Raw genomic sequence first — 16,389 nt, 5'->3', positions numbered from 1 at the left:
TGCTTATTATCCATACAAGCGTTTAAGACTGATTCCCAACACTTGGCATTTTCGGTTTGATTCAGCTTTAGTGTTTACGGCACAATGGTTTAAGTGTGGTGGTAGCGTTGCTCACCACTTAACGCGGCGTTGTTTTCTATCACAAGTTGTGATTTTTGCGCTAGAATGCATATCAATTGAGTTATATACTTCAAGTTTAATATCTACGCTAGTTTGAGTTGGTTAATAAGTGAATATTACAATTAAAAATTTTGGTCCCGTCAGAGACTTTACTATTGATTTGAATAAAGATTTCCATTTGTTAGTTGGTAAAAATAATATCGGTAAGTCTTATGCGATCACTGCTGTTTATTTGATCGTAAAGTCTTTTCTGGAAATGTCTTCACATTCAAATCCTTTTGGCTTTAGGCATCAATTTTTGTTTGACGATACGTTAAGTCCTGATGAAATCGAAGAGACGACAGAAGAACTTTCAGTGTTGGCTAAAAAACTAAAGCCACGAGAAGAAGTCGATATCAAAAATTATGTTTTGAAAGATGTGAAAAAGACTTTTGAAGCGATTTTCTTACAACGGTTAAAAAACTCTTTCGCAAATACCTTTACTTCTTTGGATAATCTGAGAAATCGATATTCAAATGAAATGCCATCCATAAATATTGAGCATGATGGTATGGAGTTTGAAATTGTTATAAACGATGAAAGGTTTGAAATAAATACGTTTAATATAAATAAAGGATTTTGTTTAAAAAGCATTAAGCAGAATAGAGATCCTAACTTTAATGGTAATAAATATACTCTATATTACTGCGAAGGAAAGGAGAATGAGTTTAGAAATGCATACATACACTTTATTCTTTTTAGATTTGTTATAGGGTTTATCAATGGGTTTAGCTCAATTATTAATAGTGTTCACTATCTTCCTGCGAGTCGATCGGGATTGTATCAAGCTCTCAGTGCTTTTGGTCAAATAATAGCAGAGCTTTCCAAAAATCGTTCATTTTTGTCTAAGAAAATTGAGTTGCCAGGGATTTCTGAGCCAGTAAGTGATTATTTTATTAGGCTTTCAGATATTCGAGTGCAAAAGAAGTCTTTTGAAGACAAAGAAATAAATAAAATTGCAAAGGAAATCGAAGAGAAAATTCTGAAAGGGCGCGTAGAGTTTAATTCCCAGACCAAACAGCTAATGTTCTATCCAATCGAAACAAACCTCAAACTTGAACTTTCATCAACATCGTCGATGGTCTCAGAGTTGGCGCCTATAGTTTCATACTTGAGATATGTGCTTACAGAAAATGCGAAACGGACAAGAAGAAGAGTAAATTCAAAAATTAGACCTGCCTGCAATCTGATAATGATTGAAGAGCCAGAGGCACATTTACACCCAGAAATACAATTGTTATTAACAGAAATATTTTCTAAGTTAGTGAATCAGAATGTTAAGTTAGTTATTACATCCCATAGTAATTATATTTTCAACAAAGTTAATAACCTAATAATGTCTGACACTTTATCGGTAAATCGGGTAAGTTCTGGTGTGTTTAAATCGACCAAAACAGGTTCAGTATTGCATCAGTTAGAGGTCAATGAGCTCGGCGTTGAAGATAATAACTTTAATGATGCAACTTCTGCTCTGTTTGATGAAAAGATGGAAATTATTTCTAAGCTCAATGACAAGGAGTATGCTTGTGATTGAAGCAATTTATAGTAATGATGATTTAAGGGCAATCTGTAAAAATGAAGTTAAAGAAAATAATGCGTGTGTAAACTTAGACTCAAGTTTTTATTTGGATGATGGTAGTCTAAATGATGAGCAAATAATAAACTTGGCTGTTGATGAATATTATAATGGTCTTGGTTTGGGTAATACTCCCCCTTCGATTGATAATTTGTTAGTTATTAACAGGGGAGATAATAAGTTTGCAGTCTATCTAATTGAACTTAAAGATGTAAAAAAACTTAGTAGATTGTGTAATATTAATATAAGGGCTAAGTTTAATACTACTATTGATGATTTTATGCTCGAAAGGTTCAAATCTGAATTTAATCGAGGTGATGTAAAGATAACTGATTTGAATTTGTGGTTGGTGTGCAATAGGTTCTCGTTTATGAATAAATCTATCAGTGATGAGGACTACGAAAAGAGAATAAAGAACACTATTATTGAAAAGTTAATGATGATTCCTCCATTTAGGTATAAAGGTAAGGTTGGAATGCTTAACGTAATGTTTAATAATGCTGAAATCTGTTAGAAAGCCGACTTAGAAAATTAACAATCCATTTCATTTAATAATGATTCGCAACACATGGTATTTTTGCTATGCGTTGCGTTTTGTGTTTAAGGTGATGTGGCGGCTTCGGTATTGCGTGCACATATCTTAGCAAGGCGTTAACTGGCTCGGTGAGCATAAAGGAGATAATCTTGGATATTGATTACGGTTATATAAAAGGAATATTAGAAGAAATAAAACAAGGGCAGTCACCTTATGTTCAATCTGAAGCCTTGTTTAAGAAACATCTGAACGTTGATGAAAACTATTCTCAGAAATTTGTATTTCATTGGCATTTGATTGTTGAAAATGGTTTTATTTCTACCAATACAAGCTCAATTTATGATCTGAAAGAGAGCGGATTGATCCCTAGTCCTCAAAATCCAATGCATTTTATGATCAACGGTAAGCCAATCCGTTTGACGACTATTGGTGTCGAGTTTCTACAGTCTCTAAACGAGCCTAAAGTATTAGAAGTTATTCAAGATAAATTCAAAAATGAAGGCTTGTCCGCTGTGTTCGACATCTCGAAACAGTTAACAATGAAAATAGTAAATAAAAAGTTGGATAGTATAGATCTATAAACAGAGCCAGTTAATAAAGCATTTAAGATTGATTCGTAATGCTTGGCATTTTTACTATGTGTTGGTTTGTCTCGTCCTAAAATACGTTGACGATTTTAGTTAGCCAGTAACGCAAGTTGCTGGCTTTTTTCATGCATCTTATTTGGCGTATTCATACCTAGGCTGAGATGTGGCCTCATTTCGTTGTACGTATATATTGACTCTTCAACAAGTGTTTTCAACTCGCGAAGATCTTTGCACTGAGTAAGCAAGAACTCTTGCTTGAGGATACCATTGACCCGCTCAGCTAACGCGTTTTGGTAACAGTCATAACCATCCGTCATTGATGGAGTTATACCATGCTTTTTAAGTTTCTCTTGATAGAGGTTTGAGCAATACTGAAGCCCTCTATCTGAGTGATGGATTGTCGCATGACAATAACATCGAGTTTTTACCGTCATATCTAAAGCCTTCACAACATCGCTCGCTTTCATTTCATAGCTAACTTCATACCCCATGATTTTACGGCTGAAGGCATCGGTAACCAATGACAAGTAGTGAACGCCCTCGTTTGACTGAACATAAGTGATGTCGCTCACCAGAACTTCTTCTGGTTTTGACGGAACGACTTCTTTTAGCAAGTTCGGATGTTTTTTCATCCAGTGTCTGCTGTTCGTTGTTTTGGTGTAACTTCGTTTCGGCTTAACGAGTAAGCGCTCTTCTCTGAGGTAATTAAACAAAGCATCACGGCCAAGTTTTATTCCCTTAGCTATCAACTTCGGCTTCAGCAAGAAATAGAGCTTACGAGCTCCCAGCCGAGGCATGAATCGTCTTAGCTCAAGCACCATCCCTTTCACAGGAGCAAGCTCAGCCTGACGAGTGGTCTCACGCTTTTCTCTCTGATAGACACACTGACGAGATATATTGAGCAATGAACAAGCTTTACTTAAGCTTACTTTCTTCTCTTTTTGAAGGCTTCTTGCTCCTTCGCTATATACTTTTTTCTTAGCGACATCCCGTGCTCAGCATCAAGAATATCAACAACCCTATTGAGAAGAAGGCATCTGAGACGTTCATCTTCGAGCGCTTGTTCAAGTCGTTTTATTTTTTGGGCAGGCGTTTCATTCGCTCTCGGTGATTTAGGCATCGTGTTCTTCCTTGGGTTGGTAGTCCAATCCATTTTGCCATGCTTTCTTAACCAAGTAAGAACAGTCGAACGACCTTGTATGCCGTAAATTGATTGGGCTTGTTTATAGGTCATGTCGCCTTTTTCGATGGCGTCTACAACCTGCAATTTAAAGCCTAGTGTGTAATCACGCTGAGTGCGCTTAACGTAGTTTTTATTTGGAATGGTCATCATTAGTCCTCAATGTGTAAACACATTTCAGGACGGGACAGTTCTAGTAATTAAGGCGCTTTGTAGAGGCTTTTGCATAGCGTTACTCACTAAAAGCTAGCGGTTTAACTAGCCTAAGCTTGCTCTCACATCTGCAATGGTGATGAAGAGTTTGTTTTCAGCGTCTTTAAATGCTTGAAAACCATAGCGTTCATAGAAGTGTTTTGCACCGTCTTTGGCATCAACGATAACAACTGGAAATGCAACACTATCGCTAGCTGCTAATAGCTTCCTGAGTGCGTCGATAAGCAGCCATTCACCAAAGCCTTTCCCTTTGCATCGGTCATCGATAGCAAGACGGGCAATGAGTCCACCAGAGGTAGTTGATTGGTGTTTCTTTTGTAACTTATCGGGTAATGCCTTTAAGTCAATTGGTGTCATTGTTAGTGTGTAAAAGCCAATGATATGTGAGCTGTCGTTATCATCTTCTAAAACAAACGTTCTGGTGTTGTCTTTCTTTGCTTGCTGACTCGCCATTACTTTCAAGTAATTATTGAGAGCTTCAATACCACAGTTGAATCGGTTTCTATCGTGCTTAGCTTTATCTAGAAGTACCGTATTCATCATTGAGTTTTGCTCTCGTATCGTTCAGTAGCTGCTTTTAGTTTTGAGTTCTGTGTTGCAGGACGGTCTAAAGCATCCATAAGCAACATACCATCAGCTTGACTCAGTTTTAAAGTTTGTTCACGTTCGATGACTTGTTTCGCTTTTTCAACTGCAGCGCTTAGCACAAACGAGTTAACACTAGACATGCCGGCGATCGCGGTTGCTTTAGTTAGTAAATCTTGTGTATCGACATCAACTCTAGCGGTGATGCGAGGCAAGGTAGTAGCCATAATGTTATCTCCTGTTGTGTCAAAATGTCACATGGGTATTATGGTCTTAAAGTGTATAATAAGCAATTATGTGTCACTTTGGCACGCAAGCCAACAAAAATTAAGAACCAAGCCAATCAAACAGGGCGCCATTTACAGGCGCCCTTTATGTTAGTTGGCAACGCTATAAGTGTCGTAGTCGCGAAGTAAGAAGATTGCGACACACGCTGCGAGCATTGGCCAAGAGGCGAAGAATAGAAGGTTATTGAACGGGTCCATGTATTTTCCAAAAGAGGCGAAGGTTGAACCTGCATGCAGGACTAAAATGGCACCGTAGGTGTACTTCTTCCACATGCCGACGACGAACGCGCCTAAAAATCCGAGCTGCGCGACACCCAGAGCCATTATTGCGTTGTCGGAGATGTCGATGCCGTAAAAGCCTGACAGTACTTTTGTAGCGTGCTCTGGTACCAGAATCTTATCCAATCCCCAGAACAAGAAGACGATAAAAATGCCGACTCGCAGCAGTAGTAGGCTAGTCGCCAGTTTGGTTTGAAGTGTCTTTTCCATGATATTCCTTTTAATGCACTCAACGATGCGATGAAGTTAAATGTCCATCAAAGGAGACCCATGGCCGTTGGTTTTTCTTTCGCTATTTTTCAATGCCTTATGTAACAATGAATGTCTGATTAACCTTTGCTTATATAATATGTCATTTTTTGATGTGGTATCATTTACGCAGTTAATTGTTAATGGATATATAACGTGAAAAAATACCTACTATTATCACTTTCGGTTTTAATTTTGGCTGGTTGTGGAGCCCCTCGTTACACAGGGAGCGCGATTCCAGAACCTAAGACTGAAGTGGATGTTGTTATTGTTAAAGACGCTGAAACACGTGAAGGGTTTTTAAATACTATGGAAACGTGGCTGCAAGATAACGATTATACCTACACCGTCGTACCTGATAAGTCGAAGCACGATCTTGATAAGCTGACATTGGAGTATGAAGGCCATTGGAGCTGGGACTTAGCGTTGTTCTTAAAGCAAGCGGAGATCAATGCTTATCAGAACGGACAAAGAGTAGGTGAAGTAGAATTTAAAGTCCCATACACGGCTAACCCAAACAAATTTGGTAATGCAGCTAAGCGTATTGGTTTTATGATGGATACGGTATTTGGTAAGAAAACTGCTGAAGAAGCAACGAAAGCAGCTAATTCATCAGATTCAAAAGCGACGAACTAGTCTAATTAGTTTACTAACTTATACCTTTGTTCGCTTTCTATTTTTCTTTAAGCTCAGCTCGAAGAGACGAAGATGTGAAGCCGTGGCTTTAAAGCTGCGGCTTCGCATCTTTTCATATTAATTAAAACTCTTGTCTGAAGTAATTTTTGCTAAACCAGCAATCAACTTCCAAAGCGTGTAGATCGCGGCAACAAGAAGAACAACATAGCCAATAACAAAAACGGCTGTTAGAGCGCCAATGATAGTAAGCACAATCGAAACAAAGAATGTTTTGGTGATGTTGTCGTAGTGATCCGCAAAGACAGTCCCTTGAGCATCGGACTTTTTAACGATGCCCCAAATACCACCTGCAAGAAAACTAATACCAGTAAAGAAGCCTAATAGCATTAACGCATACGCGATGATGGCATGAGTTTTTGCATTTTTGTCCTTCTCTGAGAGCCCCGTATTAATTACTTCAGTATTTTCCATGTGATTGATTCCTAGGTTAATTTAATCACGCACATGATACGGTATTATCTTGTTGATGGTCACGAATTAGTTGCTTGTTGCATATGTTACATGCTGCGTTGTGATGTGTTTGGTATTGTGTGTAGAGTGTATGTCTCACTGGGTCTTTGTTGATAAAAAAGACATTAACGAAAAGATTGATTGGAACAAAAATCACGCTGATAGCATGCTAGCGATTACGAGTAGTCATAAAACCAACCAAAACACGCGTCGATAATTTAAGTCACAAATATGGTAAAAGCCTGCCTGGGTGTAAGAGTGGGGAAACGTACCGTAAGCTAAAGTGACGCGTTGTACTAAGCATTATTCTGAACTGTATCTTCAGCGCTTATCCCATCGAACCTGTTTAAAGCTGCTCACATTTTGGTGTTGAAAAGGATTATTCCTCAACGTTATCGGACTCAAAATGCTGCTGCCTGAGTAAGCTGACAGTCAGGTTTATCGGCATCGGCTTATAAAAATAGAAGCCTTGGATATAGTCGACACCGAGCTTAGATAAGATTTTCACTTGGGATTCATACTCGACACCTTCGATGATGACTTGCATGCCTAAGGAGCGTGATAGTTGAAGCATGGACTCTAGCAAAGGGAGACCAAAGCTGGATTCGTCGGATATGTTTTTCACAAACACGCGATCGATTTTGAGAATGCTGAACGGGAACTGTCTTACGAAATCTAACCCTGCGTAGCCTGTACCAAAATCATCAATCGCGACTCTGACGCCCCTGTTCGATAGCTTGGTTAGGTTGTCTCTAATTTTGACCATGTCGGCATCAGAACATTCACCATATTCGGTTACTTCAAAAACCACCTGCTTGAGGATCTCAGGGTGTCTTTTAAAGATGCTGATCACTTTGTTAGAGAAGTTACTGTTAGACACTACGTTGCGGCTGATGTTGACGCTGATGTACTTTGAGTCGAACACATCTTGATTGCTTTTCAACGTCATTAATACTTTGCGCAGCACGAAGTAGGTGAGCTCCTCAATTAAGCCTAAGCTTTCAGCAAGCGGAATGAAAATAGCCGGGGAGACGTTACCTTCAATTGGGTCGTTCCATCGTAATAGTGACTCACAGCCGACGATCTCATTGGTGTTTTGGTTAACGATAGGCTGCATGTGAACATGAATGTGTTGGTTTTTTAGCGCACTTGAAAGCGAATATTCTAAGCTGCGTTGGCTCTGCTTTTTATGCTTGATGGAAAGGAGAATAATGGTGGTGATTCCGGCCATCAAAAAGCCAAACCATAAATAACTCAACATGAAGTGAAGATAAAACTGATACCCAATGTATGAGGTGATGGTCAATGGGTAGGTGTTTGATTGTATCCGCACCTTGGCGATTGATGAGTCAATATCGGTAGGGTGGATATCTCTTTTGATCACTTCAACTTTGGCCTGTATTCCATGGCTGCTCAGGTTTGTTTCAACAAGGTCATAGATGAAGTGTGGCGGAATCATCAGGCTCACTCCGGCATCTTCTTTGTTCGAGAAAATGAGCATGATGGACTGAACTTGCGTGATGGCCGAGTTGGAATACGACAGGGTTGTTAAATTCGGGTCGTCATTGAGTCGCTGCCTGATGGTGCTGTATAGGCGAAATGAAACGTCACCATCGGTGGTTGAACAGTAAAATCGGTTCTGTTTATTGAATACCGCTGCTTCTTTTACCCAATCGGCTTCAAAAACGTTTTGTCGAAGCTGTCTAACGATCGCGTCGCATGACTGTTCAGGTCTAACTTCAGATAAAAAACGGTCGAACCTTGATTGGATCCCTTCTAACCTGGTTTCGACTAACCTTGATGTGTCTTCGGTTAATGTTTGGTAGTGATACGGTGTAAAAGGAATGAGCATTGCCATGGAAAAAAAGAAAGAGATGGCAAAGTAAAATGAAGTCTTGGCAATGTTTTGGTACTTGATATCCATAGTTGGAGAAGCGTTACCGATTTATGTGAGCATTCGATTTAATTTATAAAGTTAGCGTTTAGGTAGCAATATAAATAATTAATAGTGTGAGTGCAGGCACGAATTATTGATATAAATAATATGTTTTCTAGTTTTACCAGCAAAATCTGAGCGTTATCTCATTTATTTGAGTTGGCGAGGCGTCATTTTTGATGATTTATGCGGATAACAAATGCTTATATCCTGATAAATTTTATTGTTATTTGCTCTGGCTGAATGAGCTGAATGAGCTGAATGAGCTGAATGAGCTGAATGAGCTAAATATTGAGCCACGTTTAAATAAATAAAGTCACGACACGATTCGTTTTGGTGGTGGCAGCATAAAGGATGATTATGACAAAACTGATATCGGCACTCATAGCGGTGTGCTTCTCATTCTCTGCGTTGGCCTACGAAGGTGTTGTTGATTGCGAGAATGCGATGAATACCATCGAGATCAATCACTGTGCGGCAATTGAGTTGGAATCTGCACAAGCGGAACTGGATAAATACCTTGCAGCCAGCTTTGAGCACAATGCTTATGATGCTGAGCTGGTGGCGTCAATTAAGAAGGCTCAGGAGAGCTGGCAGGCGTACATGACAGCACATTGTGATTCTGTGTACACCCAATGGCGTGAAGGTTCTATTCGAGGGGTTATGGCGCTTTCCTGCAAGATGACGTTAACCAAGCAGCGCACGCATGAGGTGTGGGTGAATTTCTTAACCTATATGGACAGCACGCCTCCCGTTTTACCAGAGCCTTAATTAGCGCCGTAGGCAGATTTGAAATGCGTACAGGACTGTGCGCCTGCTTCAACCTTTGGCGTGCGAATAAGAAAGCGATAGGGGATTGCCTTACTCTGTCGTTCTTAGTGCTTAGTCTCCCGCTTGAGCATTACAGCTTGAAGTATTACCTAGCAAGGAATCGATTGTGAGCAATGTCAGTATCACGCTTATTCAGCTTGAAGTTGAATACAAAAACAAACAAAAGAATATGGATTCTGTCTCTGATCTTTTGCAAGCGAAGTCGTCAGTCGGTGATATTACTTTACTGCCTGAACTGTTCACGACTGGGTATATTTTTAATGAGGCTGAAGAAATTCATGAATTGGCGGAAGACTTCGCCGACAGCATTACGATTGATTCATTAACTCAGATGGCAGCGAAGCATCACACCTTGATTGTTGCGGGTATTGCCGAGAAAGATAGCGGCCAATATTACAACAGTGTGGTGGTTGTGGATGCTTTCGGCTTACGACACAAATACAGAAAAATCAGTCAAACCAAATTCGATAAGCAGTATTTCTCGAGAGGAGAGGAACGCCTCACGTTTGAGCACAAAGGCTTAAAGTTTGGTGTCGCGATTTGCTTTGATATTTGGTTCCCGGAGATCATGAGAGCGTATCAGTCGGTCGACGTTATTCTTCACCCTGCCAATTTCGGCGGGCAGCACAGTTTTGCTATTGCTCAAGCAAGGGCTTTAGAAGAGGGATGTCATGTGGTGACGTGTAATCGGGTTGGACAGGATGTGGTTGATGCGTTTACCGCGACCTATTGTGGTGGAAGCCGAGTCTACTCACCCAAAGGAGAGTTAATGCTTCAGCTCAACGACAAGCAATCTATAGAAACTGTGGGTATTCAAGATCTCTCGATTGCGCCGCAATACAATGGCGTTGATGTGTTAGACGAAATACAGCAAATCGCATCTGTGTTGAATCGCTAAGAAGATAAGTGAAGTGCATTAGGAGCGAAAAGGGCAAGGTTTTTTAACCTTGCCCTTTGTTGTTTAGATCTCTAAGAAGGCGCTTTAAATGGCTTTTACGCTGCTTCGTTCAACAAGAGTAGGTTCAAGTTCAACGACTTGCGGATAAGCATCTGGAGTTTGTAATCTGCTCAAAAGCGTATCCACTGCGGCTTTACCTAAACGATGTTTTGGCTGGTGGACAGTGCTTAACGCGGGTGTCATGTACTTCGACAGGTGGATGTCATCGTAGCCAATGATAGACAGATCATTCGGAATCGATGTGCCATCTTGCGCCGCAGCGTGAATCACGCCCATCGCCATCATATCGTTACTGACGAACAAGGCAGACGGCATTTCGCCACGAGTTTTCAATGTCTGATAAGAGTCAAAACCACCGTCACATTCAAAGTTGGATTCAACAATCCACTTAGGGTTGATCTCTAAATTGGCTTCTTCCATTGCTTGCTTGAAGCCTTGATAACGAGACGAAGCTTGATTACGGTGCAGTGGGCCAGTGATACAACCAATTTGAGAATGACCGTTATCTATCAAGTGCTTAGTTGCCATGTAGCCACCTTGGTGCGAGTTGTCTTGGATCTTATCGCTCGCAAACAACATAGGGCCCCAATCCATGACTACAACAGGCAGTTCTGGGTAGCGCTCGAATACATCGATATGTTCGCCTTCAAGGGTAGAACACATTAGCATCAGGCCATCGACTCGCTTTTGCAGCAAGGTATCGATAGAGGATTTCATGCGTTCGCTATCGCCTTCGGTGTTACACAAGATAAGGTTGTAGCCTTTTTCGTAGCAACGACGTTCCACACCTTTTACCACTTCGCCAAAGAATGGGTTGGTGGATGTGGTCACTAGCATTCCCAAGGTTTTGGTTTGCTTCATTTTCAAGCTGCGAGCCAATGCAGAAGGCGCATAGTTGAGTTCTTTAGCCGCACTGTTAACACGCTCAGCAATCTCTTCACTGACAAAGCGTGATTTGTTGATCACGTGGCTCACGGTAGAAGTCGAAACCTTTGCGAGCCGTGCGATGTCTTTCATTGTTGCCATAAAAAATCCTTGTGGGAATAACCTTCCACGTTGGGCGATATTCTGCCTGAAAACAGGGGCTTATTCTTGTTATTTGTTGTTACCGAATTTGAAGGCTAACATCCGTTAACCACGGTTTAGCTCAGAAGTTAGGCCTTCAAATAGGTATCAAACTAAGCAGACAGTTGCTCTGCCAAAAACGCATCGGTTTCAGCACGGCTTGGAATCGACGTTTGAGCACCAAAGCGTGTCACAGAGATAGCAGCTGCAGCATGAGCAAATTTAATCGCACGCTCAAGTGGCATATCTTCAAGCAAGCCTGTCACCAACGCGCCGTTAAAGGTGTCACCTGCGGCAGTTGTATCTGTTGCTTCAACACGGAAACCTGCGATTAATTCACCTTCGCTGGCTTCATTGCCTTGACCGCGATGACTCACCCACACGCCTTTCGCGCCTAGCGTGATCATTACCGTTTCTATGCCTTTAGCATGCAGAGCCAACGCAGCCTGATGAGCAGACGCGTTGTCCGTCACGGTAATGCCTGTCAGCACTTCTGCTTCAGTTTCGTTCGGTGTAATCACGTCAACACAAGCAAGCAGTGAATCCGATAATGGACGAGCAGGAGCCGGGTTTAGAATGACTTGCGTGCCACTCTCTTTTGCTACTTTCGCAGCGTACTCAATACCTTCAATTGGCGTTTCAAGTTGAGTTAGCAGGTATTTGGCTCCGCGAATCTTCTCTAGATGTGGTTCGATTTGGTCGCAAGTCAGCTTGTCATTAGCTTCTGCAGAAAGACAGATGCTGTTTTCACCCGTTGCGGATACTTGGATCATCGCAATGCCAGTCGGCGTGTTGTCCGCAACGATCACACTGTCGATGTTGATACCATCTTTAGCAAAATCTTGACGAATGTTGACGCCAAATGGGTCGTCACCAACACAGGCGATGAAGCCAATGTCTGCGTTTAATCTTGCTGCCGCTACGGCTTGGTTTGCGCCTTTGCCGCCAGGAATGACCTGATAGTTACCGCCAATCAAGGTTTCACCCGGACGAGGGAACGAAGGAACTTGCAGTACGTGGTCAGCGTTAACGCTACCTAAAACAATCAGTTGAGTCATGATACGAGCCTTATGATATATCGTATTTGAAAATGCATGGGTCTTTCTCATGGTGTTAAGTGCGCTCTCTTTTGTGAGCGGAATGAGAAACAGCGATGCACTGTCGGGGTTTGCTTTTGTTTGAGTCAGCGAGCCAATCAAAGCAGGGAGATAGGGAACTCCCTGCTTTATATCGCGTTACCTAGTAACGATTACTTAGCGATGATTTTTAGAGGTACTGGTACGTACTCGTCTACTGTTTCGCCTTTCAGTACTTTGTCTGCCATTTCGATACCTAGAGAACCGATTAGGTCAGGTTGTTGTGCAACTGTAGCGCCTAGTAGGCCGCGGTTAACAGCAGCGATGCCGTCGTCTGTGCCATCAAAGCCAACGATCATCACTTCTTTACCTGACGCTTGAACTGCGCGAAGTGCACCTAGTGCCATTTCATCGTTTTGAGCAAATACTGCTTGTACATCTGGGTTAGCAGCAAGCAAGTTTTCCATTACGTTCAGACCTTTAGTACGATCGAAATCAGCAGGTTGGCTTGCAAGAAGCTCAAGGTCGCTGCCGTTTACTGCATTCATGAAGCCTTCACCACGTTCACGAGCTGCAGAAGTACCAGCAATACCTTCAAGTTGGATTACTTTCGCTTTTTCGCCCACTTTTTCCATGATGAAGTGACCTGCCATTTCACCACCGATTACGTTATCAGAAGCGATGTGGCTTACTACGTCACCACGGCTTGCACCACGGTCTAGTGTTAGTACTGGGATGTTTGAACGGTTAGCCATGCGAATTGCGTTAGACACGGCGTCTGAATCTGTTGGGTTGATCAGGATTGCCTTAACACCACGAATGGTTAGATCTTCAATGTTCGACAGCTCTTTGCTTGGGTCGTTTTGAGAATCCAGAACGATAAGCTTGTAGCCTAGCTCTTCAGCTTTCGCTTCTGCGCCATCTTTCATGGTTACAAAGAATGGGTTGTTCAATGTAGACAGAACGATTGCCATTGTATCTTGCGCCTGTGCAGACACAGATACTGTTGTAGAAAGAAGAGCAGCAGAAATAAGAGTCGCTAATTTTTTCATGGTGTAAGTCCTTTGTGTAGGGGGAGCTAAGAGGTGAGTCCTAGCTCGTTGTTACATTATTTATAGATTCTAATATTTTAAGGTAAAACAGGGTGTTACTTGTATTAACCTAGAGTGTGAATAGGTTTTATTTGTTTTTGTTGTCGACCAATACCGCCAGAAGAATAACCACTGCTTTTGCAATCATCTGGTAGTAAGAGGAAACGTCTAATAGGTTTAGGGCGTTGTTTAGGAAGCCGATAATCAGAGCACCAATCAATGTGCCCATGATGCGACCACGACCGCCGGCTAAGCTTGTTCCGCCAAGAACTACGGCTGCAATGGCGTCTAATTCATAACCCATACCTGCGGTTGGTTGAGCAGATGACAAACGCGATGCCACGATGATGCCTGCCACCGCTGCTAACAGACCACAGATTGCGTAAACGCCGATTTTTACTTTGTCTACGTCGATGCCTGATAGGCGAGTTGCAGATTCGTTGCCACCCAATGCGTAAACGTAGCGACCAAAGCGAGTGTGGTTAAGTAGGTACCATACCGCTGCGAATACCACGACCATGATCCATACTGGAACTGGGATGCCCATTGCGTAGCCTGTACCGAACCAAGCGAATGCGTCTGCTGTGTCTGTGAAGCCAGTTGAGATAGGACGACCGTCGGTGTAAACCATGGTCACGCCGCGCAATAGAGTCATAGTCACAAGTGTTGCGATGAAGGCTTGAACCTTACCCTTGGCGATAATCACGCCACTGATTGCACCTAATGCTGCACCTGCTACAAGAGCGGTTGGCACTGCGATCATCACTGGGATTTCCATGCCAATCATGCTGGCTGCGAACGCACCACAAAGCGCCAGTACAGAACCAACACTCAAGTCGATACCCGCGGTTAAGATAACCAGCGTCATACCTACAGCGATAATTGCGTTAACCGAGGTTTGGCGCAGAATGTTTAGGATGTTGTCGACAGTAAAGAAGTTCGGGTTTAAGAAAGAAACGACAACAATCAGGAAGAGCAAAGCAATCAATGACTTTTGATCAATCAGCCACTCTTTGCTGATTAACGGTTTTTTCTTTGGAGCTTCAGTTGTTTTGCTCATGGTTTTAGTACTCATGCTGCGTCCTCGTTGATCTTTTTACCGACCGCACACGCCAGTAATAATTCTTGGTTTGCTTCTTTAGCATCAAATTCACCGCTTACACGGCCTTCATGCATCACCATGATGCGGTCACTCATTCCTAACACTTCTGGCATTTCAGATGAGACTAAAATGATGCTCATGCCGTCGGCTTTAAATTTATTAATGAGTTGGTAAATTTCTTTCTTCGCACCGACATCGACACCACGCGTTGGCTCGTCGAGAATCAGTACTTTTGGTTTGGTCATCAAGCCTTTAGCGATAGCTACTTTCTGTTGGTTACCACCAGAAAGGTTGCCGATGATTTGCTCGCGAGTCGGGGTCTTGATGTTGAATAACTTGATGAAGTCATCAACCGCGATTACTTCGTCTTTATGTTGGATTTGGCCACTCTTAGTCAGTAGATCCAGTGAACACAGAGACATGTTCTCTTTCACTGAAAGCCCGAGCACTAAGCCATCGCCCTTACGGTCTTCAGAGATGTAAGCAATGCCATTGGCCAAGCCGTCTTTCGGGCTTACAGGGTTGATGGTTTTGTTTTCTAGGTTGATGACGCCGCGTTCACTTGGAAGGGCACCGTAAATCACTTTCATCAGTTCAGTTCGGCCAGCACCCATTAGGCCAGATACACCCAGGATTTCACCGCGTTTTAGCGTAAAGCTCACATCGTGAACACCAGAACCCGTCAGGCCAATCACTTCAAGACAAGTTTCACCATGGCTCTGGCCGATACGTGGATATTGTTCGTCTAACTTACGACCAACCATCATTTCGATTAGGCCATCTTCGTCGGTGTCTTTTACTTCACACTGACCAATGAACTTACCGTCACGCAGCACGGTGATGTCATCACAAATCTCGAAGATCTCTTTCAAACGGTGAGAGATGTAAACAATGCCACAGCCTTCATCGCGCAATTCGTTAATCACCTTAAACAGAGATTCAGTTTCGGTATCGGTTAGCGCATCGGTTGGTTCATCCATGATGATGACTTTAGATTCAAACGATAGGGCTTTCGCAATCTCTACCATTTGCTGCTCACCAAGGCTCAACTGACCTAGAGGCGTTTTCGAGCTGTGTTTCACGTTAAGGCGTTTAAGTAGCTTGTCTGCTTCTTGGTACATCTCGTTCCACAAGATACGACCCATGGTGCCCGTGATTTCACGACCTAAGAAGATGTTCTCGGCGATGGTCAATTCAGGGATTAGATTCAGCTCTTGGTGAATGATGCTAATGCCTGCTTGTTGAGAATCACGTGGCCCTTTAAATGCAGCAGGTTTTCCTTGGTAGGCAATAGTGCCGCCGTCCAAGTGGTAGATGCCTGTCAGCACTTTCATAAGCGTTGATTTACCCGCACCGTTTTCACCCATTAACGCCATTACGCGTCCTGGATAAACGTTGAGGCTTGCCTTATCCAGTGCTTTCACACCAGGGAAGGCTTTCTCAATTGAGCTAAGTTCTAAAATGGCTTGAGTCATGTCGGTTCCTTTACTCGGGGCCAGTTGTATTTGATTGTTCTGTCTATGTATTGTTTTGG

At 42.4% G+C, this 16,389-nt stretch carries 17 protein-coding genes; 6 read left to right on the top strand and 11 right to left on the bottom strand.

Features of this window, described 5'->3' with window-relative positions; translation table 11 throughout:
* The first annotated feature begins 229 nt into the window (after positions 1–229).
* From AB4249_RS18680 to AB4249_RS18670, 3 genes are all read left to right on the top strand, one after another.
* Entirely contained in the window at positions 230–1,693 is a 1,464-nt protein-coding gene (locus tag AB4249_RS18680) for an AAA family ATPase (protein ID WP_372104360.1), read from the top strand.
* A complete protein-coding gene (locus tag AB4249_RS18675; protein WP_372104357.1) occupies positions 1,686–2,249 on the top strand; it encodes a hypothetical protein in 564 nt (187 codons plus the stop codon). Before AB4249_RS18680 ends, AB4249_RS18675 begins: the two co-directional genes overlap by 8 nt.
* A gap of 170 nt (positions 2,250–2,419) precedes the next feature.
* The gene (locus AB4249_RS18670) at positions 2,420–2,851 is read left to right on the top strand and encodes a hypothetical protein (RefSeq protein ID WP_372104354.1); all 432 of its coding nucleotides are present in this window, start codon (positions 2,420–2,422) and stop codon (positions 2,849–2,851) included.
* A 95-nt stretch (positions 2,852–2,946) separates the two neighbouring features.
* Here AB4249_RS18670 and AB4249_RS18665 read toward each other — a convergent pair.
* The 4 genes from AB4249_RS18665 to AB4249_RS18650 form a co-directional block, all read right to left on the bottom strand.
* Positions 2,947–4,187 (bottom strand): IS3 family transposase gene (locus tag AB4249_RS18665; RefSeq protein ID WP_372104362.1). Its coding sequence is split into 2 segments (ribosomal slippage): positions 2,947–3,815 and positions 3,815–4,187, totalling 1,242 coding nucleotides; the frame shifts between segments, so codons are not numbered across the junction.
* A 108-nt stretch (positions 4,188–4,295) separates the two neighbouring features.
* Positions 4,296–4,793: a GNAT family N-acetyltransferase gene (locus AB4249_RS18660; protein WP_372104352.1), complete on the bottom strand. Its 498-nt coding sequence runs from the start codon at positions 4,791–4,793 to the stop codon at positions 4,296–4,298.
* Entirely contained in the window at positions 4,790–5,062 is a 273-nt protein-coding gene (locus AB4249_RS18655) for a DUF1778 domain-containing protein (protein ID WP_372104349.1), read from the bottom strand. Before AB4249_RS18655 ends, AB4249_RS18660 begins: the two co-directional genes overlap by 4 nt.
* Positions 5,063–5,212: 150 nt before the next feature.
* Entirely contained in the window at positions 5,213–5,611 is a 399-nt protein-coding gene (locus AB4249_RS18650) for a hypothetical protein (protein WP_372104346.1), read from the bottom strand.
* Between the two features lie 195 nt (positions 5,612–5,806).
* Here AB4249_RS18650 and AB4249_RS18645 point away from each other — a divergent pair, with 195 nt between their 5' ends.
* Positions 5,807–6,286, top strand: a complete 480-nt coding sequence (locus AB4249_RS18645) for an Sbal_3080 family lipoprotein (RefSeq protein WP_372104343.1) — start codon at positions 5,807–5,809, stop codon at positions 6,284–6,286.
* A 117-nt stretch (positions 6,287–6,403) separates the two neighbouring features.
* On the opposite strand, the gene AB4249_RS18640 is transcribed toward AB4249_RS18645, so the two are convergent.
* Both AB4249_RS18640 and AB4249_RS18635 read right to left on the bottom strand, forming a co-directional pair.
* Positions 6,404–6,757: a membrane protein gene (locus tag AB4249_RS18640; protein ID WP_017068500.1), complete on the bottom strand. Its 354-nt coding sequence runs from the start codon at positions 6,755–6,757 to the stop codon at positions 6,404–6,406.
* Positions 6,758–7,175: 418 nt separating this feature from the next.
* Positions 7,176–8,720 carry an EAL domain-containing protein gene (locus tag AB4249_RS18635; RefSeq protein ID WP_372104340.1) on the bottom strand — a complete coding sequence of 515 codons (1,545 nt, stop codon included), beginning with the start codon at positions 8,718–8,720 and terminating at the stop codon, positions 7,176–7,178.
* 372 nt (positions 8,721–9,092) lie between these two features.
* Between AB4249_RS18635 and AB4249_RS18630 the strand changes: the two genes are divergently transcribed.
* Both AB4249_RS18630 and AB4249_RS18625 read left to right on the top strand, forming a co-directional pair.
* Positions 9,093–9,503, top strand: a complete 411-nt coding sequence (locus tag AB4249_RS18630) for a lysozyme inhibitor LprI family protein (RefSeq protein WP_017067713.1) — start codon at positions 9,093–9,095, stop codon at positions 9,501–9,503.
* A 166-nt stretch (positions 9,504–9,669) separates the two neighbouring features.
* Positions 9,670–10,461, top strand: coding sequence for a carbon-nitrogen hydrolase family protein (locus tag AB4249_RS18625; RefSeq protein WP_372104338.1), 792 nt, complete (start codon positions 9,670–9,672; stop codon positions 10,459–10,461).
* Positions 10,462–10,545: 84 nt separating this feature from the next.
* Here AB4249_RS18625 and AB4249_RS18620 read toward each other — a convergent pair whose 3' ends face one another.
* From AB4249_RS18620 to rbsA, 5 genes are all read right to left on the bottom strand, one after another.
* Positions 10,546–11,547, bottom strand: coding sequence for a substrate-binding domain-containing protein (locus AB4249_RS18620; RefSeq protein ID WP_017064748.1), 1,002 nt, complete (start codon positions 11,545–11,547; stop codon positions 10,546–10,548).
* Positions 11,548–11,699: 152 nt separating this feature from the next.
* Positions 11,700–12,644 (bottom strand): ribokinase, encoded by a 945-nt coding sequence (gene rbsK / locus AB4249_RS18615; RefSeq protein ID WP_372104335.1) that lies wholly within the window; start codon positions 12,642–12,644, stop codon positions 11,700–11,702.
* A 191-nt stretch (positions 12,645–12,835) separates the two neighbouring features.
* The gene (gene rbsB / locus AB4249_RS18610) at positions 12,836–13,714 is read right to left on the bottom strand and encodes a ribose ABC transporter substrate-binding protein RbsB (protein WP_017060856.1); all 879 of its coding nucleotides are present in this window, start codon (positions 13,712–13,714) and stop codon (positions 12,836–12,838) included.
* Between the two features lie 127 nt (positions 13,715–13,841).
* A complete protein-coding gene (gene rbsC, locus AB4249_RS18605) occupies positions 13,842–14,828 on the bottom strand; it encodes a ribose ABC transporter permease (protein WP_017068492.1) in 987 nt (328 codons plus the stop codon).
* Positions 14,825–16,330: a ribose ABC transporter ATP-binding protein RbsA gene (gene rbsA / locus AB4249_RS18600; protein WP_009844906.1), complete on the bottom strand. Its 1,506-nt coding sequence runs from the start codon at positions 16,328–16,330 to the stop codon at positions 14,825–14,827. Before rbsA ends, rbsC begins: the two co-directional genes overlap by 4 nt.
* Between the last annotated feature and the right edge of the window lie 59 nt (positions 16,331–16,389).

Source organism: Vibrio sp. 10N.261.55.F4 (assembly GCF_041470465.1).
Classification (GTDB): Bacteria; Pseudomonadota; Gammaproteobacteria; order Enterobacterales; family Vibrionaceae; genus Vibrio; species Vibrio crassostreae_C.
This window is presented reverse-complemented; position numbering and strand designations above follow the sequence as displayed.